Raw genomic sequence first — 18,702 nt, 5'->3', positions numbered from 1 at the left:
GGATCTTTACATTACTGGCGCAGGGAAACGCCAATTTTATCCAATGCTTTTAATACACGTTTTACAGCGCCGTCAGCTTCTTCGTCAGTCAGGGTCCCCTGATCGGAACGCATCACAATCGAATAGGATACTGATTTTTTATCCTTCTCTACCTGCGCGCCTCTGTAAACGTCAAACAATTCCACCTTTTCCAAGATCTTTCCAACAGCCCCTTTGATTGCCCGTTCGATCTGCACGATCGGAAGCTCGTCATCGCAGATCAAACTCAGGTCGCGGGAGGTCGCCGGATATTTTGGCAATGGGCGGTAAGTTTTTTCACTGTCGGAAATCTCAAACAATGCGTTAACGTCTAATTTCGCAACGTACACTTTGGCTCCGACATCATAATTCTGGCACACCCTTGGAGAAATCTCTCCCAAAACACCGATCTTGCCGCCGTCCTTTGATAGCACCGCGCAGCGTCCCGGGTGGAAAGTCGGATCGTCCGTGCATGGATCAACATCCACCTCTGCCGTCCCGATCCGATCCAGAACAGTTTCTACCATCCCTTTTAAAGTATAGAAATCCGCGTCGTTGCCATATAGGCCAATGGTAAGCATCGGATTTTCGTCAGGCAAATCTTTATCTTCAGCCGGGATGTATTCCATCCCGATCTCATAAGCCCACAGATATGGGTTGCGGTTGTTGTAGTTTCTGGATACGATCTCCATCATGGAAGGGATCGTGGTCGTCCGCATAATGCTTGTATCCTCACCCAGCGGATTCATGATCGTCACCGAATCGCGCAGCTCGCTGTCGGCCGGCAGCAGGATATTGTCATAATATTTCGGGCTGATAAAGGAATAAGTCATGATCTCATAACAACCCAATGACAGCATGGTTTCATTGATGGTACGCTCAAATTTCTGCCGGGGCGTAATCACTCCGCGTGCAGTCCCGGTCGGTGCAGTCGTCGGGATCTTGTTGTATCCGTAAATGCGGGCAATCTCTTCCGCTATGTCCGCTTTATGCTCAATGTCGATTCTGAAATATGGCACCACAATTTGATCGCCGTCCATGGTAAAGCCTAAAGCCTCCAGCGTTTTGACCATTTCATCGCGGCTTAGGCTGATCCCTAAGAAGCGGTTGATCCAATCCGGTTCCAGTTTTACGGTCTTCGGAGTCTTGTCAGAATGATCTACATCGATCACCCCGTCAACTACGGTGCCGGCGCCCAGCATCTCTACCAGTTCACAGGCACGTTCCACACACTCCATGGTGCTCAGCGGGGAGATCCCCTTTTCATACCGTGCCGAGGCGTCTGTTCTCATTCCCAGTTTTTTCGCGGTACGGCGCACGCTGTTTCCTAAGAAATTGGCAGATTCAAAGACAACGGTTTTGGTGTCTTCCATAATTCCGCTGTATTCTCCGCCCATTACGCCGGCAACAGCAACTGGTTTTTCCGCGTCCGAAATGATCAGCATGTCCTCGGTAAAGGTGCGGTCCACGCCGTCCAGAGTCATCATCGTTTCCCCGTTTTTCGCACGGCGGACTACGATCTCGTTCCCAGCTACATAGCGTAGGTCAAACGCATGCATCGGCTGACCGTATTCCAGCATAACATAGTTTGTAATATCCACTAAATTGTTGATCGGACGCACACCGCTCGCCCGCAGACGTTCCCGCATCCACAGCGGGGATGGCTCAATTTTGACATCCTTTACAATTTTAGCGGTGTATCTTGGGCAAAGGTCGGTCGCTTCTACTGCCACTTTTAGATAATTTTTGATGTCGTCCCCGTCGTTGCTTCCCTTTACCTGCGGGGTATGCAGCCTAAGCGGCACGTCAAACGTCGCGGCTGTTTCCCGCGCTAGACCAATCACAGAAAGGCAGTCCGGCCGGTTGGAGGTGATCTCAAATTCTACACTCGTATCGTTGAGAGCGATCGCGCTCTGAATATCCTGCCCTACTTCACAGTTCTCTTCGATCAGGAATATCCCGTCTTCGATCGCATACGGGAAATCGTTCACCGTCAGGCCCAATTCCCCTAAGGAGCAGAGCATCCCTTCGCTAAGAACGCCGCGCAGCTTGCCTTTTTTGATTTTTTTGCCGCCCGGCAGCACAGCGCCGTCCAGACAAACTGGGACCAGCGCGCCCACGGTAACATTGGTCGCCCCGGTGACGATCTGTACCGGGCTTGCCTGCCCTACCTCGACCTGGCAGATGACCAGCTTGTCAGCGTCCGGGTGCTTGTCAATGGAAAGCACCTTTCCCACTACCACATTCTCAATTTCAGATCCTTCTATTTCATATCCCTCTACCTTAGAGCCGGACATGGTCAGGGCCTCTGCGTATTCTCTGGGGGTTGCGGTAATATCTACATAATCAGATAACCATTTCATAGATAAATTCATGGTTCATTCTCTCCTTCTCTTGCTGTGTGATCTATTAAAACTGGTCTAAGAAACGCATGTCGTTTTCAAAGAACATCCTGATGTCGTCAATGTTGAAGCGGCGCATTACCACGCGTTCCAACCCGACGCCAAACGCAAAGCCGGAATATTCCTCCGGATCGATCCCACAGTTTAACAGCACCTTTGGATGAACCATCCCAGCGCCTAACACTTCGATCCAGCCTTCCCCCTTACATAAGCGGCAGCCCTCGCCGTGACAGTTAAAGCACATCACGTCGATCTCTGCGCTCGGTTCAGTGAACGGGAAGTGATGCGGGCGGAAGCGGATCTGGGAATCTTCGCCGTACAAGCCCTTAATGAACATTTCCAGCGTCCCTTTCAGGTCGCTCATCGTGACCCCTTTGTCCACGACAAGCCCCTCGATCTGATGGAATACCGGGGAATGGGTCGCGTCCAGCGCGTCAGAACGGTATACCCGTCCCGGGGAGATGATCCGGATCGGCGGTTTTCTTTTTTCCATGGTACGGATCTGCACCGGAGAGGTCTGAGTCCGCAAGAGAGTGTTTTCTGTAATGTAAAAGGTATCCTGCGTGTCGCGGGCTGGGTGGTCTTTCGGCAGGTTCAGCGCCTCAAAGTTGTAGTAGTCAAGCTCTACCTCCGGCCCGCTGACAACGTCAAATCCCATCCCTAAGAATATTTCCTTGATCTCATCCATCACAATGGTCAAAGGATGCTTTTTCCCCACGTCAAATTTTTTCCCCGGCATGGTCACGTCGATTTTTTCAGCTTTCAGCTGCTCTTGCAGCTGTTTTTCCTTGAGCTGTGCGATCCTTTGGGTCACTTCTTCCTCAATTTTTGCGCGCACCTCATTGGCAAGCTGTCCAATCACCGGGCGTTCTTCCGGGGAAAGCTTTCCCATCTGCTTTAAAATTGCGGTCAGTTCCCCTTTTTTTCCAAGATATTTTACCTTCAGTTCATCTAACGCTTTTAAATCGCTGCAAGCCTCCAGCTTCTCGATCGCAGTATTTTTGATTTGCTCCAATGCGTTTCTCATTTGAACAAAGCCTCCTGTCTTAAACTTCTTTTCATGACAAACAAAATACCCCGTAAATAAAAAAACTTCCGTCCCCCTGAATCATTCAAGGGACGAAAGACTTTATCTCTAACGCGGTACCACCCTGATTTCTGCGCAAACCTGCGCAGACACTCAAAAGCCCTTTAACGAAAGCCAACCCGTTTTTGCCTACTGTAAAAGGTTCAGCAAAACCACTCCTAAGCGAACTTCTGTATTTCCAATCAAGCGCCCGCTTTCAGCCGGTGACGGAACTTCTCTTCTCAAGATTTTTGAAATACATACTTTCTTAATCATCGTGTTTATCATATGACAACTAATAATATAACAAATTTTTTACAATTTTTCAAGTACAAAATCTACAAAATATATTGAATCTTTTCCTAAAATCCTCTATAATATATCTAACAGGCAGTTTTGCCACTGAACATTTAAAGGAGCTTTCAACAATGGATGTATTTTTTGAACAAATCGTAGCAAAAAGAAACACAGGAATAGACCTGGTTAAAAAAATTGGGATCGTGGTAGCGGCCCTTCTCTTGATTTTTATCTTTGCGTTTATTTTACCAGGCTTTCAAATGGCAGAGGGTGTCCTTGGCATCATTGGGCAAATTTTCAGCACCCTTGGCCTTTTGCTTGCAGCCGGTGTTATTTATGGAACATATTACCTGATCTCCGGCATGAGCATCGAGTATGAATATATCTTGACCAACGGGGAGATCGACGTTGACAAGATCATTGCCCGCCGGAAAAGAAAACGCCTGATCACAGTGGATACCCGCCAGTTTACAGAATTTGGGCTGTACCAAAACGCCCCGCAGACAGATTCAGGCACCACTGTCATTATGGCATGCAGTTCTACCCAGGACCCTAATACATACTATGCGCTGTTGGATCATGCAAAATTTGGGAAATGTATGCTGGTTTTCAATCCCAACGAAAAAATCTTGACCAACATGAAACAGTATATTAAAAGGAATATTTGGAAAGCATAATGATAAAGACTGGAATTGATTTAGTAGAGATCTCCAGGATCCAAAAGAGTATGGAAAACCCTCGTTTTTTAACGAGGGTTTTTTCAGAGGAAGAACTGGAGTACTTTCAGCAAAAAGGCGCGCATAAAATAGAAAGTGCCGCCGCAAACTTTGCCGCGAAAGAAGCTTTTTCCAAAGCGCTGGGAACCGGTGTGCGGGGATTCTCCCTGCGGGAGGTGTCTGTCCTGCGCGACAAGCTGGGCGCACCGTTTCTTTCCCTTTCCAAAAAAGCGGCACAACTGGCGCAGGGATATGAAATCTCCCTAAGCCTTACCCATACGACGCACTATGCGTCCGCTGTGGTGATCCTTACAAAAAACCAAAATGAACGAAAAGAGTGATCAATTTGCAAGCAAAGGCGCTGACGATCGCGCAGATGAAAGAAGCAGAAGCCCGCAGTAACGAATTAGGCGTATCCTACGCTCAGCTCATGGAAAACGCAGGTTCGGCCTGTACAGCAAAAATCAAAGAGCTTTTCCCAAAGCTTTCCACCTCTTCTGTTGTAATCCTATGTGGAAAAGGGAACAACGGCGGTGACGGCCTTGTCATTGCCCGCAAGCTGGAAAATTCCGCCGCAGATATCACCTGCATCTTTTGCTGTGGAGAACCGGGAACAGAGCTTTCCCAAAAGGTGTATCAGCAGGCGGCGGCTATTTCTTCCATACAATTTCTTGATGCAAAAAAGGAACCGATGCTCTGTCATTTCTGCTTGAATCAGGCAGATCTGATCATTGATTGCATCTTTGGAACCGGTTTTCACGGTGAAGTTCAAGGCAGTGCACAACCGATGATCGGCACAGCCAACAAAGCGGACGCCGTACGCATTGCGGTGGATATCCCCAGTGGAATGAATGGTGATGACGGCAGTTGCTCCATCTCGGTATTCCGTGCAGATCACACCCTTGCTCTGGGGGCGCTCAAACCCGCCCATCTTCTGGAAGATACCCAGTCTGTCTGCGGGAAGATCCACACATTGGACATCGGGATGCCCAGTGAAGCTTTAGAAGACAGTTCTTCTGTAAAGCTTCTCAAATGGGAAAATCTGCCCGCCCTTCTCCCGAAACGGGATCCAAACGCCAACAAAGGTGATTTTGGAAAACTGCTCATCCTTGCCGGACGTTCCGGGATGGGCGGCGCCGCCATGATGGCTACCCTGTCCGCCCTGCGGTGTGGCTGCGGCCTGACTACGCTGGCCGCGGCCAGTAGCGTCATCAATGCCTGTTTCCCCCACTTGATGGAAGCCGTTACCCTGTCTTTAGCGGAAACGAAAGACGGCGCCGTTTCTTCCGAAAGCCTGACGCTCCTTTCCGAACGTCTTTCCTCCTCTACCGCCGCTGTTATTGGCTGTGGGCTGGGACATGATGAGCATACCGAAAAACTGGTACGGTCGTTGGTAAAAGAAACACAAACCCCGCTTGTTATTGACGCAGATGGTATAAATTGCCTTGCTGGTGACATAAATATAGTACAAACAGCAAAGGCGCCCATTATCTTAACGCCCCACCCTAAAGAATTTTCACGCATTTGTGGAAAATCTGTTGCAGAGATCGAAGCAGACCGCGAGCAGGCAGCTTCACAATTCGCCCAACAGTACTCTGTCCATTTGGTGCTGAAGGGGCATGCCACCGTGATCGCCCTGCCGGATGGGACGGTATACCAAAATACTACCGGGAATGCTGGGATGGCAAAAGGCGGAAGCGGCGATGTCCTGGCTGGCATGATCGGTTCATTTCTGGCGCAGGGAATCGCGTCAGAGAAGGCGGCGTGTCTTGCGGTCTGCCTGCATGGCGCCTGTGGTGACCAATGCGCCCAGCGTCTCTCCGAATATGGGATCCTTGCCAGAGACCTGATTCAGGAAATCCCTTTGCTGTTGCGGGAATTGGAACAAAACAGATAAACTGTACCGTTTCGCTCCCGAACTATGGAAAAGGAGCTGAATTGGTTTGAAAAAGAAAGTCATCTATGCAGCGGTGTTTGTGGGGCTGTTTCTGTTTGGGATGCTCCTCGCCTGGTTTTTCTTCCACGACCGGACTCAGGTCCCGGAAACGAAGAAAGAAAACCTTGTCCAGGAGCTGCAACAGCCATTCTCCGCAACTGCTACCATTAAACTGGACCAGATCACTGCAACTGCCGACTTAAACCGTACGGCCCAAAATACCTTTACCCTGCATTTGACAGAACCGGCGGCGCTGAAAGACCTGTCTTTTCAGTATAACGGCGAAGATATTACCGCCTCTTACCATGGCATGAGCGTTTCGATCAGCGATGATTCTCTGGTTGCCAAAACACTGGCCGGGGTCTTGTTCCGCTCTCTCAGTTCCGCAACAGAAGGAACCGGCGTTGACATTTCCTCAAAAGATGGGATCCTTCTGGTAAAAGGAGAAAATGAAGACGGCAGGTTTTCCATGCAGATCGACCCAAAACATTCTTCCATCCTAAACTTGGAGGTACCCTCGCTGGATCTGTCCTGTGAATTTTCAGACTTTCTATTTCAGAAAAATACTGAATCCGAATAGGTAAAAAGGAGCGGCACATTTTTGTGCCGCTCCTTTTTACGAAAGCATGTGGTTTGCGTACTTCCTGCTTAGGCCAATAATTCTAATAGCTGTTTTGGGCTTGCAATGATCCTGTCTGCATGGTTTTCCCTTAGTTCCCGCTCTGTTCGGAATCCCCACAGCACGCCAATCGTTTTCATCCCAGCGCTTTTCCCTGTCTGCATATCCACGTTGGTATCGCCTACATAAAAACAATCTTTTGCCTCTATCCCAAATTGTTCCGCAATCTTTTTTGCTCCAACCGGAGAAGGCTTTTTCGGAACAGATTCACACTGCCCCTGAACATAATCAAACAAGTGTTCCGGAAAATACCGGGAGATCACATCTACTGTCTGCTGATGCGGCTTATTAGAGAGCACTGCCAGCTTTACCATTCTGCGTTTCAGTTCCTGAAGCAGCTCCACGATCCCCGGATAAGGCGCCACGTGGTAAGTACAGGTCTTTTCAAAATATCCCATATAGATCGGAAATGCTTTTTCCAGCAAAGCCGGGTCATCCTTTCCACAGGCATGAAGCACACGCTCCACTAAAGTCTTTGCACCATCTCCAGCATACAGCTTATATTCTTCTGCCGGACGCGGAGATAGCCCCAAATCTTTCAGCATTTTGCTTCCCGCCGCCTCCATGGATTCTACTGTGTTCAACAGCGTTCCGTCTAAATCAAAAATAACAGCTTTCATTTATCCGTTTCCTCCAAGTTCTTCTGCCGGCTCCTTTTGGCAGTTTACAATATAAATTCCTGCACACACCAGTACTAAGGCAGAGATGCTTTTCACCGAAAAAATCTCTTCCCCTAAAAATACGGCAGATAGGAGCGCTCCAAATACCGGCACTAGAAAATTATACACCGAAATTTTTCCCATCCGGTTGTACTTCAGTAAGATCGTCCATAGGCTGAACGCCGCAGAAGAAAGCACCGCCATGTAAAGCAGCAGTAAAACAGCTTTCATGCTCAAATCAGAAAAAGAAGCGCCGCCAGCCTTTCCGATCAAAACCAAAATAAGCCCGCCAATTGCTAGGTTGTATCCGGTCACAGCAGCAGAATCTTCCCCCGCCGACACCTTTTTGCTAATGAGGAAGCTGACCGCAAAGGAGGCGGCCGCTAAAATCACAAACCCTTCTCCTAAAAAGCGGAATCCGCCCTGTAAATCAGAAACACCGTTGAGGTTCACTAATACTACCCCTGCCATTCCGATGATACAGCCTATTCCCTTCGACCAGTTCAGCCGGTCATTTCGATAGAAAAAGTGAGCCAGTATCACAGCAATGAATGTGCCGAAGGAGTTCAAGATCGCGCCCTTCACCCCGGAGGTATAGGACATCCCTATGTAGAAAAACATGTATTGCAGGCTTGTCTGAAAAACTGACAGCAGGACAATCCCACCCCAGTTTTTCCTTTTCGGCAGGATCAGTTTCTTCTGAAAAATACTTGCGAAAAAGATCACGATCACTCCTGCAAGGGCAAAACGGTACCCGGCAAACAATATTTTTCCAAACGTATCCGCTTCTGTAATGGAAAACAGTTCATATCCGATTTTTACACAGGGATAAGCACTTCCCCACAAAACACAGCATAACGTTGCGCAAAGCAGTATCACCGTATTTTTCTGAAAAAAACTCGCAGTCCGTTCCAAGTTTGTCCCCCTTTTCTTTCACAGCAAAACAGGACGGAGCTTTCCGTCCTGTGATCGTTCTTAAAGCTGTTTTGCCAATTCTCCCAGATCTTCAAAAATATAATCCGGCTGAATTTCAGAACCTTCCAGATCCTGCCTCCCGGTCTCCCCGCTCAAAACTAAAATGGAAGTGATCCCCGCCTGTGCGCCTACAGCAATGTCTGTATATAGCCGGTCGCCGACCATAGCGATCTCCTCATGCGGGATCCGAAACTTGTCTGCCGCCGCGTCAATGATATACCGGTTCGGTTTTCCGATTACCAGCGGCCTTTTTCCAGTCGAAGCCTCTACAAACGCCATCATTGCACCGGTATCCGGAATAAAGCCACCGTTTTCTATCGGGCAGTTAAAATCCGGATGTGTCGCAATATATGGTACGTCGGCACGCACAAAATCACATAATTTTCTCAGCCGTTCATATGTCAGGCACTGGTCAAATCCCAATACTGCAAAATCCGGTTCCGCATCGGTTAATATAAAACCGGCTTCCTCAAATTCTTGCTCCAAGCTTGGCGTGCCCAGCAAAAACACCCTCGCCCCGGGCCTTTGCCGGTTCAAATAGATTGTTGTCGCCTCACCGGAAGTAATGACCTGATTCTCCGAGAAGGAAAATCCCATTTTTTGAAGCTTTTTTACATAGTCCATCCGGTTTTTGGAAGAATTATTCGTTAAAAAAGCAAGCTGACAGTCTGGCATGGCAGCGATTTTGTCTACGAACGGACGGGAACCCTCAAGTACCCGATCCCCTAAATAAAAGGTACCGTCCATATCCAATAAAAACAGTCTGATATTTTTTAAAAGGTTCATAGAATGGTCCTTATTTAATCGTTTTTGATTTTGTTTTAGAATTCCCTTTGATATTTACCGGTACTTCCTTGGAGCCAATATCTTCAAAAACAAAATCGTCTTCATCCATATCGTCCAGGTTTAACACATCAGGACGTTTTTCCCCGATCTGTTCATAATACGGGTCAATAATGTATTTTTCAACATACTGGAACGAGTTAAAGGTCATGATAAACCAAACGGTTGAAAAGAACAGCACCAATGCAACCAGAAGGGTGATCGGGAAAAACAGGAACATCAAAATGGACAGCGCCGCTACAAACAACGCAGTCAGGATATTTGTTTTGATCCCTAAAACAGACAAAAGAAGCGCATTTTTCAGCATAGGCTTAAATTTCATATCCAAAATAGGGATCATAATGAACATGTACATGCTGGCAAGCAAAGCCACAAATGTTAAGCTTAAAACCAATACCAAAGGCACATAGAAAAAGCTGTTTGTTTCCACACTCGCATAATAGAACCGGCAAGAAACAATACTTACTATGAAAAGCACGGCGTCGATCAAGCCCATTAAAAATCCCTGTTTCCAGTTTTTCTTAAACGCTTCCCAAAAATCAGACCATAAGAATACCGGGCGTTCCATGGTATAATTCTTTAAAATGTAGGTCATTGCCGCTGTTGCAGGGCCGATCGTCACGATCGGGATGCAAAACAGAACATACAGCATGTTCAGCGTGATCAGCTTCCAGAACTTTCTAAAATACAGTTCAAAGAAATGGAAAAACCGTTTCTTCTGGGGGCCGTTTTTGTCGACCCCTTTTCCCGGTTTGGAATAATCGAACAACCCAAAAAATCCAGCCATGGATACATCTCCTCTTTTTTACACGATGATCTTTTTTCGCTTCCTGTCTTTTACCCTAAATGAAAAATCCCTGAAAAAACAGCCCGTAAAATACAATCCAGCCCAGCGGAAGCGACTAAGAAGATAAATAAGATCAGGTGCTTTTTCAAATATAACGTGAAAATCTCACGGTTCAACAATGCCTCTCCCCGCAGGAAAGAACACAAAATCCGGTTTGACATCCGCAAAGATTCCCGGCATGATAACCCCAGTGCAAGTACCGAAACTAATACCCCCGGAACGATCAGCAGCAAAGAATACGCAACCCCCTGCACACTGTGCACCAAATAAAAGTACCCCATATAACTGCCGATCCCCAATCCACGGATAAACAGTGTCAAAACAGAAACCGGCTGCCCAACTGCGCATAATCCGCCTAAAAACGACAATGCCAGAAAAACACAGGAGGAAGTCAGCGAATTTAAAAAGTTCGCAAACATGCTTTGGCTTTCCGCCGCATACAGATACGACTGATTGATCGCCGACATCTTGGACCATAGCCCTCCGTCCTCTGTCTGTAGGAATACTGCGCCATACAGCATGCCGACCAGAAAAACTGCCAGTAATGTATAAAGCATCCTTGCCGAACGTGTCCGTTTCACCGAAACCTGTTTGACCGTTCGTAAGGGAGGTTGTGTCTCTGTGGGTTTTGCCGGAGCCATCCGTTCTTTTGAGGGTTCTGTCACCGGAGCCGAAGCCACGGGTGTAAAACCGCTTGTCCGAATCATAACATCATTCCTATCATAAAAGATTATGATAATATATATGTTACGAAACTCTGAATTATTCTATTTCGCCAATTCAATTGCACGTTTTGTACAACAGTCGCAGGCTTTTTTTATCATATCTCCCAAGCCATCCTCTGCGAAAGAAGTCAGCCCGGCAATAGTCGTGCCACCCTTGGAGGACACCATCTGGATCAACTCATCTAATGAGTACCCAGATTCGGTCATCATCTTGGCAGAACCGGTCAAGGTCTGGCAAAACATAGAAAGCGCCATCTGCCGGTCCAGCCCGCTTTCCTCTGCGTAATCCACAAAATGCTTTGTGATCTGGTAAATATAAGCCGGCGTGCTCCCACTGACAGAAATGATCGCGTTGATCTGGTCTTCCCGTACTACGGCAATCTCTCCGGAGGCTTTAAAAATCTCACAGCAGAACGAAAATTCTTCCTCGGTAGCCGGGGCAATCTGCGCCAAAGCTGAAGCGCCGCAGCCCAGCAGCAATGGTGTATTCGGCATCACCCGAACCACCTTCACATCAAAGCCCAGACCCTCTTTGATATAATCGGACGAGATTCCCGCAGCGATTGAGACGATCACCGTATCCGCCGATACATGGCCTTTCAGTTCTTCCAACACCTCTCCAAAGTTCTGCGGCTTCACTGCCAAAAACAGGTATTTCACGCTTTCGGCAAGCTCCCCGGCAGAAGCCTTCGGCTTAGCGCCGATCCCAGCTAACCTTTGAACCTGTTCCGGATTGATGTCATACACAAAAATATCGGAAACTGCGTGCTTTATGTACCCTTTGATAATGGCAGTCGCCATATTTCCAGCTCCGATAAAACCGATCTCATTCATTGCCACTTCTCCTTTAATCTTCCCCGGCCATCGCCGCTTTGATCATGATCGCGCATTCCAGACGCTTCTTCTCCAACTCGCAGGAAATGCGGTGCGGTTTGTGGATGTCCCCGGCGTATTGATAGCTGTTCGCATTGCACCCGCCGCTGCAATAAAATTTTGCCCAGCAGTTTTTACACTCTTCTTTGGAGTAAATATTTGCCTTTGCAAAATAATCTTTTTTCTTGAAATCAACCGTTAAATCGTGGACGCTACCCATTTTCCAGTCTTCCATCCCCACAAACTGGTGGCAGGGATATACATCTCCATCCGGCGTCACCGCGACATATTCGTTACCGCAGCCACAGCCGCGCAGACGCTTGATCGCACAAGGCCCTTGGTCAAGGTCGATCATAAAATGGAAGAAATTAAAGCCTTTGCCGGCTTTTTTCAAAGCGATCATCTGCTTCGCCAGCTCCTCATATTCTTCAAAGATCCGCGGCAGTTCCTTTTCTGTGATCGCATAATCCCGGTAGTCTTCCGATACCACCGGCTCGATCGAGATCTGGTCAAAGCCCAGCTCGTTAAGATGCATCACATCTTTTGCAAAATCCAGGTTGTGCTTGGTAAAGGTCCCGCGGACATAGTATTGCCAGCGGTCTTCTTCATTGTTACGGCGTTTTTCCACCAATCTCTGATAACGCGGAACGATCACGTCATAGCTTCCCTTCCCGTTTACTGCAGGCCGAAGCAGGTCGTTGATCTCTTTCCGCCCGTCAATGGACAAAACTACATTGGACATTTCCTTATTGATGTAATCGATCTTTGCGTCATCCAGTAAAACACCATTTGTCGTAATTGTAAAGCGGAAATTCTTGCCATACTCTTCTTCCTTGCTGCGGGCATAATCCACCACTTCTTTTACCACATCAAAGTTCATCAACGGCTCTCCGCCAAAGAAATCCAGTTCAATATTGCGCCGCCCGTAAGAATATTTGAGCAAAAAGTCGATCGCCTTTTTCCCGGTTTCAGCGTCCAAAAGCTTTCTTCCGCCGCCAAAATCCCCGGTGGAGGCAAAACAATATTTACACCGCAGGTTGCAGTCGTGCGCAACGTGCAGGCACATCGCCTTAATAGGAGAAGCTACCATCATATCGGCATACTGTTCATAATCATCGGAAGAAAACAGCACGTCCGCATGGTAAAGCTCTAAAATTTCCTGATAAGCCGCCAGAAGTTCCTCTTTTGGATAACGCCCCTCCAGTGCTTCCAGCACTGCTTTTGGACATTCCTCTGCAAGTGGGGCTTTAAGCAGCTCCAGTAAATCATATACAATGTCATCCACGACATGGACCGCGCCTGAATTGACATCCAGTACAATGTCATACCCATTCATGCGATATTGATGGATCATAAAAATCAATCATTCCTTTCTTCGGAATTTGTGCCGCTCGGCGAAGCCGGTTGCCGCTTTGCTTTTTGCAGCAAAAGCACAAAAACGGGGTGTGAAAAAGTATTTTTCACACTAACATCCTTTCTTTTTGAGAAATACAAAAAATTAAGGGACATCTTCATGTCCCTTAATGCAAGAAAACAAATTCTTACTTACTGTGTTCGCATTTCTGGTTAGCTACTGTACAGGAAGTTTTGCAAGCAGACTGACAGGAAGCCTGACATTCACCGCATCCGCCAGTTGCAGCAGATTTTTTCAAATTTGCCTGATTCAACGTTTTAACGTGTTTCATTTCTTTTACTCCTCTGCTAAAATCTATACCTTTATTATATCATAACCACAGCAAAGATTCAACGTTTTTTGAGCTTTTTTTTGCTTCTTGATCTTGCCGGCTTTGTCACAGCGGCAATCAAAAATGCCGGCAGTAAAATAGCCGCATATTTCCCAAAGCTTAATGCTGTGATCGGTTCCCGGAAAAAGATCAAATTCGCCAGTACCAAAATCAAAACCATCATTAAACCACAGATGATCGACATGGTCCCCCGTTCCTCCGGGAAAGCCCTGGCACATAAACGGCCAGTCACCACCGCACCAAAGATCAAGGCAACAAACACAAAAACCATAACGGCAATTTCCGGCAAATCCACTAAAGCAAAAACAAAGGAAAAGAAAGCTGCCAAGATCACCGTAACCAGTTCACCGCCTGCAATGCAGACCACGACCGGAAAAACAGATGATCTTACAGTTTTTTTTCTATTATTCTGCGACGCAGTAACAGTCGGCACAATAATTCCCCCTCAGCGAAGTTCTTACTAAAGGATATTCCGTCATTTGCAGTTTTATGCCGAATCCAATCAGCCTTCCAGATCGTCGTGGATTGTCGCGTTAGACTGGATCGCCCAGCGCTTGATCCGGATCTTGTTTCTTTCCCCCGCGGTTTCGATGACAACGTTGTCCTCTTTCAAGCTGACAACCAAGCCGATGATCCCGCCGATGGTAGTGATCTCGTCCCCTACCTGGACGTTCTGACGCATTTTCTGTGTTTCTTTATCTTTCTTTTTCTGCGGACGGATCAAAATAAAGTACATGATCACGAACATTAAAATCAACGGCCCGATCGTAATTAACAGCGATAAAGCCCCGCCGCCCGCCTGCGCTGAAGTGTCAGCAGTCAATACATTCATAAAATTCATATTATCCCAATGCCTTTCTGACCCACAAACATATTTTTACTTTCCCGAAATGGCGCCTTATCGTGAGCCGGATAAGGCACGCCGGACAAACCAATGGAAACAACAGAAAAAACCGTTGTTTCCACAGATTCAGACAAAGATATTATACACTTCTTTTTTAGAGGATGCAAGAAGTATTTCCAAACATTTATAATATCTTTACATTATTTGGTTTTTAGGTATTCATCAATCGAAGCTGCGGCGGTTTTTCCAGCGCCCATCGCCAAAATCACGGTCGCCGCGCCGGTCACCGCGTCGCCGCCCGCATAAACGCCCTCCCGGGTCGTCTGCATCGTTTCTTCATTTGCTACCAAACAGCCGCGGCGGTTCGCCTCCAGCCCCTGTGTCGTAGTGCGGATCAATGGGTTTGGCGAAGTACCGACAGACATGATCACACTGTCAACCTCCAGTACAAACTCACTGCCCTCTACCGCTTTCGGACGGCGGCGTCCGGATTCGTCCGGCTCGCCCAGCTCCATCTTCACGCATTCCAATCCGCAAACCTCTCCGTTCTCATTGCCGAGTACCTTGGTCGGATTAGTCAGGAGCATGAACTCGATCCCCTCTTCTTTGGCATGGTGGATCTCTTCTGCTCTTGCAGGCATCTCCTCTTCCGAACGGCGGTACACGATATATACATGTTCCGCGCCCAGTCGCTTGGCGCTTCTTGCCGCGTCCATAGCGACGTTTCCGCCGCCGACGACCGCCACCGCTTTTGCATGGCGGATCGGGGTGTCATAATTTTCGTTATATGCCTTCATCAGGTTGATGCGGGTCAAAAATTCATTGGCAGAATAAACGCCGATGTACGCTTCCCCTTCGATTCCTAAAAAGCTCGGCAGGCCTGCGCCAGAACCGATGAAAACAGCTTCATAGCCCATTTCAAACAGCTCGTCTACAGAAAGGATCTTCCCGATCACCATGTTTGTTTCAATATCCACTCCAAGCTCTGCCAGCTTGTCGATCTCTTTCTGAACGATCCGTTTCGGCAGCCGGAATTCCGGGATCCCATATACCAGCACGCCGCCGGCCTTGTGGAACGCCTCAAAAATGGTTACCTTATAACCCTTGCGCGCCAAATCGCCTGCGCAGGAAAGTCCGGCGGGCCCTGCGCCGATCACCGCGACTTTTTTCCCGTTGGATTCGGGCTTTTCAATCTTATCTGTGCCGTTTTTCATATACCAATCCGCAACAAACCGCTCCAAACGGCCGATCGCTACCGGTTCCCCCTTGATGCCGCGGACACACTTCCCCTCGCACTGTGATTCCTGCGGACATACACGCCCACATACAGCCGGCAGGGCATTCGTAGAAGTAATGATCCGGTAAGCCTCGGCAAATTCACCAGCAGCCACCTTTTCGATAAATTCCGGGATCCGTACATTGACTGGGCATCCGGAAACACAAGGCTTGTTTTTACAATTTAGGCAACGGGTCGCTTCTTCCATTGCCATCAGTTCATCATAGCCCAATGCGACCTCTTCAAAATTCTTATTTCTGACGTTCGGATCCTGTTCCGGCATCTTGATTTTTTCTAACGACATATTTGCCATCTTCCTCATTCCCTTTCCATTCAAAACCCCAAAAGTCCTTTATTCCTCCGCCTGATGTTTCATCAGCCGGCAGCCGCGTTCCCGTTCCGCTTTTTGATAGGTGGAATTGCGGCGCATCAGTTCGTCAAAATCGACCTTGTGTCCGTCAAAGTCCGGACCATCCACACATGCAAATTTGATCTGCCCGTCTACCGTTACACGGCATCCGCCGCACATGCCGGTCCCGTCGATCATAATTGGGTTTAAGGAAACGATCGTCTTAATGCCATACGGCTCTGTGACCTTACATACAAATTTCATCATCGGGATTGGTCCGATCGCTACCACGACATCGTACTTGTTTCCAGCATCGATCAATTCCCGAAGCGCGTCTGTTACAAAGCCTTTCTTTGCGTAAGAACCGTCGTCTGTTGTGATGATCAGATTGTCCGAAACTGCGCGCATCTCATCCTCTAAAATCACAATATCCTTGCTCCGGAATCCCGCGATCAAGTCCACACTTACCCCCATAGAGTGCAGAAGCTTTGCCTGCGGATATGCGATCGCACAGCCTACACCGCCGCCGATCACCGCCGCTTTTTTGATCCCCTTTTCAAAATGGGAAGCAACTCCCAAAGGCCCTACGAAATCCTGGATAAAATCCCCTTCATTCAGCTGTCCCAGTTCTTTGGTAGAAGCGCCTATCGTCTGGAAAATGATCGTCACAGTTCCCGCTTCACGGTCATAATCCGCAATGGTCAAAGGAACCCGTTCCCCCTGCTCGTCAACGCGGAAAATGATAAATTGCCCTGCCTGTGCTTTTTTTGCAATTAAGGGAGCTTTTACCTCCATAAGCACCACAGAGTCATTTAACCGCCGCTTCTTCACAATTTCAAACATTTTGAAATCCCTCCTCAGTTTAGATGGCTGTTTTAACTCCATATAAAATCTTCTGTTATTATACTATAGTTCTCTCTTTTTTTCAATCGCTGCGCCATTCCAATTTTGACATTTCGGTCATTTTATATTATAATATTAACTTATCAACGGCCTACACACTGCATCCTGTATGAATGAGTAAGGAGATCACCACGGTGCCTGAATTTATCCTTGATACTATTATCGACACACTCAAATCCATTCCCATCTTATGGATCGTTTATATCCTCATTGAACTGATCCAGCAAAAGATCAAGCCTCAAAAATTAGCCGAACACCGGGGCGGCTTATGGGCGCCGGCTGTCGGGGCATTGGCCGGTTCTGTACCGCAGTGTGGTTTTTCCGCAGCTTACGCTACCCTTTATAACAGCGGCGTGATCGGTGCCGGGACTTTGATCGCGGTGTTTATTTCAACCTCTGATGAAGCCATCCCAATCCTGCTTTCCCGCGCACAGGATTTTAAACTGATCGGCGCGCTGATTCTTTGTAAAATCTTTTTTGCCATGTTGGCCGGATATTTGCTGCGCTTTACCGTATTCCGGAACGAGCGGATCTCCCCGGACAGCGATTTAGTCTGCCACGATGAACACTGCCATGAACATCACAAAAAATCTATCGTGGTCAATTCCCTGATCCATACGCTGAAGATCGCCGCGTTTATCGGCGTAACACTGCTGGTCATCAACAGTATCGTTTACCTGATCGGAGAACAGCGCTTAGAACAGGTGCTCCTGTCACAAAATATATTCCAGCCCTTTATCACCGCCCTGATCGGCCTGATTCCGGGCTGTGCCACCTCGGTATTGTTGGTAGAGCTTCTTCTGAAAGGCTCTATCTCCTTTGCTTCTGCGATCGCCGGGCTGTCTACCGGCGCCGGGTTTGGATATATCATTCTTTTTAAAGGGTCTAAAAATATAAAAAAAAGCCTGCTCATTTTATTGTGCACTTACCTTTCCGGCGCGCTGATTGGCATGGTTTTACAGCTTTTTTCCTGATCCTGCATCATATGACTAATCCTGCTGTCAAAATACATTTGACAGCAGAATTTTTTTATTTCAGTATCCTTTTTTTCTGTTTTTGCATAGCATAATACGATAAAACAAGAAAGAAAGGGGGAATTTTATGCCTTATACGACCCGGGAACTATTTGCCCGGCTGATCCAATGCGAGGCAGGCGGTGAGGGGGACAATGGAATGCGTGCTGTTGCCACTGTCATCATGAACCGTTCTACGATCCAGTACGGGGAATTTGCCCGTGTTAACCAAGGGGGAAATATCCGCAACATCATCGAACAGTACGGACAGTTTAACTGTATGCGCGACGTCCTTGGCGGAAAACCAAACCGTCAAAACGTTTGGAACATGACGCCCACCGAGCTTCATTACGAAATCGCCGATTGGGCAATGGCTGGAAATATCCTGCCGGGGATCGACCATTCTTTGTTTTTTCACAATCCCTACAGCCCAAAATGCCCCACATATTTTCCACCCGGAGGCGCTGGGATCATCCACAACCGCCTGAACGACCATTGTTTTTACATTCCCACCGAAAAATACGCTGATACATAGA

At 47.7% G+C, this 18,702-nt stretch carries 20 protein-coding genes and 1 other annotated feature; of the genes, 6 read left to right on the top strand and 14 right to left on the bottom strand.

The genetic code is table 11. The annotated features are described in order from the left end of the window. Positions 1 to 11: 11 nt before the first annotated feature. On the bottom strand, positions 12 to 2,393 hold the full coding sequence (pheT, locus tag CIB36_RS05075; RefSeq protein ID WP_093988450.1) for a phenylalanine--tRNA ligase subunit beta: 2,382 nt from the start codon (positions 2,391 to 2,393) through the stop codon (positions 12 to 14). Positions 2,394 to 2,427: 34 nt separating this feature from the next. Beyond that, on the bottom strand, positions 2,428 to 3,447 hold the full coding sequence (pheS, locus tag CIB36_RS05070) for a phenylalanine--tRNA ligase subunit alpha (protein WP_093988449.1): 1,020 nt from the start codon (positions 3,445 to 3,447) through the stop codon (positions 2,428 to 2,430). A gap of 85 nt (positions 3,448 to 3,532) precedes the next feature. Next, positions 3,533 to 3,771 (bottom strand) — a binding site (T-box leader). Between the two features lie 143 nt (positions 3,772 to 3,914). On the opposite strand from pheS, the gene CIB36_RS05065 reads away from it, so the two are divergent. The 4 genes from CIB36_RS05065 to CIB36_RS05050 are packed head-to-tail and all read left to right on the top strand — an operon-like array spanning position 3,915 to position 7,015. Beyond that, positions 3,915 to 4,460, top strand: a complete 546-nt coding sequence (locus CIB36_RS05065) for a hypothetical protein (RefSeq protein ID WP_093988448.1) — start codon at positions 3,915 to 3,917, stop codon at positions 4,458 to 4,460. After that, positions 4,460 to 4,840, top strand: coding sequence for a holo-ACP synthase (gene acpS / locus CIB36_RS05060; RefSeq protein WP_093988447.1), 381 nt, complete (start codon positions 4,460 to 4,462; stop codon positions 4,838 to 4,840). Before CIB36_RS05065 ends, acpS begins: the two co-directional genes overlap by 1 nt. Further along, positions 4,837 to 6,396, top strand: a complete 1,560-nt coding sequence (locus CIB36_RS05055) for an NAD(P)H-hydrate dehydratase (protein ID WP_093988446.1) — start codon at positions 4,837 to 4,839, stop codon at positions 6,394 to 6,396. Before acpS ends, CIB36_RS05055 begins: the two co-directional genes overlap by 4 nt. A gap of 46 nt (positions 6,397 to 6,442) precedes the next feature. Continuing rightward, positions 6,443 to 7,015, top strand: a complete 573-nt coding sequence (locus tag CIB36_RS05050) for a hypothetical protein (RefSeq protein ID WP_093988445.1) — start codon at positions 6,443 to 6,445, stop codon at positions 7,013 to 7,015. Positions 7,016 to 7,083: 68 nt separating this feature from the next. On the opposite strand, the gene CIB36_RS05045 is transcribed toward CIB36_RS05050, so the two are convergent. From CIB36_RS05045 to CIB36_RS04990, 12 genes are all read right to left on the bottom strand, one after another. Beyond that, entirely contained in the window at positions 7,084 to 7,734 is a 651-nt protein-coding gene (locus CIB36_RS05045; protein WP_093988444.1) for an HAD family hydrolase, read from the bottom strand. Further along, positions 7,735 to 8,688 carry a DMT family transporter gene (locus CIB36_RS05040; protein WP_093988443.1) on the bottom strand — a complete coding sequence of 318 codons (954 nt, stop codon included), beginning with the start codon at positions 8,686 to 8,688 and terminating at the stop codon, positions 7,735 to 7,737. Positions 8,689 to 8,748: 60 nt separating this feature from the next. Next, the gene (locus CIB36_RS05035; RefSeq protein WP_093988442.1) at positions 8,749 to 9,534 is read right to left on the bottom strand and encodes an HAD-IIA family hydrolase; all 786 of its coding nucleotides are present in this window, start codon (positions 9,532 to 9,534) and stop codon (positions 8,749 to 8,751) included. A 10-nt stretch (positions 9,535 to 9,544) separates the two neighbouring features. Then, positions 9,545 to 10,378, bottom strand: coding sequence for a YesL family protein (locus CIB36_RS05030; protein ID WP_093988441.1), 834 nt, complete (start codon positions 10,376 to 10,378; stop codon positions 9,545 to 9,547). 50 nt (positions 10,379 to 10,428) lie between these two features. After that, complete coding sequence (locus CIB36_RS05025; RefSeq protein ID WP_093988440.1) at positions 10,429 to 11,145, bottom strand: stage II sporulation protein M; 717 nt, start codon at positions 11,143 to 11,145, stop codon at positions 10,429 to 10,431. 60 nt (positions 11,146 to 11,205) lie between these two features. Beyond that, positions 11,206 to 11,997, bottom strand: coding sequence for a pyrroline-5-carboxylate reductase (proC, locus tag CIB36_RS05020; RefSeq protein ID WP_093988439.1), 792 nt, complete (start codon positions 11,995 to 11,997; stop codon positions 11,206 to 11,208). 13 nt (positions 11,998 to 12,010) lie between these two features. After that, complete coding sequence (gene scfB / locus CIB36_RS05015) at positions 12,011 to 13,390, bottom strand: thioether cross-link-forming SCIFF peptide maturase (RefSeq protein ID WP_093988995.1); 1,380 nt, start codon at positions 13,388 to 13,390, stop codon at positions 12,011 to 12,013. A gap of 187 nt (positions 13,391 to 13,577) precedes the next feature. Further along, positions 13,578 to 13,721 carry a six-cysteine ranthipeptide SCIFF gene (gene scfA, locus CIB36_RS05010; RefSeq protein WP_093988438.1) on the bottom strand — a complete coding sequence of 48 codons (144 nt, stop codon included), beginning with the start codon at positions 13,719 to 13,721 and terminating at the stop codon, positions 13,578 to 13,580. Positions 13,722 to 13,779: 58 nt separating this feature from the next. Next, positions 13,780 to 14,214: a DUF3792 family protein gene (locus CIB36_RS05005; RefSeq protein WP_093988437.1), complete on the bottom strand. Its 435-nt coding sequence runs from the start codon at positions 14,212 to 14,214 to the stop codon at positions 13,780 to 13,782. Positions 14,215 to 14,283: 69 nt separating this feature from the next. Then, positions 14,284 to 14,622: a preprotein translocase subunit YajC gene (gene yajC / locus CIB36_RS05000; RefSeq protein WP_324612346.1), complete on the bottom strand. Its 339-nt coding sequence runs from the start codon at positions 14,620 to 14,622 to the stop codon at positions 14,284 to 14,286. Positions 14,623 to 14,825: 203 nt separating this feature from the next. Then, a complete protein-coding gene (gene gltA, locus CIB36_RS04995; RefSeq protein WP_093988436.1) occupies positions 14,826 to 16,214 on the bottom strand; it encodes an NADPH-dependent glutamate synthase in 1,389 nt (462 codons plus the stop codon). Positions 16,215 to 16,253: 39 nt separating this feature from the next. Further along, positions 16,254 to 17,093, bottom strand: coding sequence for a sulfide/dihydroorotate dehydrogenase-like FAD/NAD-binding protein (locus CIB36_RS04990; RefSeq protein ID WP_093988435.1), 840 nt, complete (start codon positions 17,091 to 17,093; stop codon positions 16,254 to 16,256). Positions 17,094 to 17,287: 194 nt separating this feature from the next. Here CIB36_RS04990 and CIB36_RS04985 point away from each other — a divergent pair, with 194 nt between their 5' ends. Both CIB36_RS04985 and CIB36_RS04980 read left to right on the top strand, forming a co-directional pair. After that, entirely contained in the window at positions 17,288 to 18,127 is an 840-nt protein-coding gene (locus CIB36_RS04985; protein ID WP_158662580.1) for a putative manganese transporter, read from the top strand. Positions 18,128 to 18,254: 127 nt separating this feature from the next. Then, positions 18,255 to 18,701, top strand: coding sequence for a cell wall hydrolase (locus tag CIB36_RS04980; RefSeq protein ID WP_093988433.1), 447 nt, complete (start codon positions 18,255 to 18,257; stop codon positions 18,699 to 18,701). Position 18,702 lies beyond the last annotated feature (1 nt).

It is taken from the genome of Massiliimalia timonensis (assembly GCF_900186585.1).
Lineage (GTDB): Bacteria > Bacillota > Clostridia > Oscillospirales > Ruminococcaceae > Massiliimalia > Massiliimalia timonensis.
This window is presented reverse-complemented; position numbering and strand designations above follow the sequence as displayed.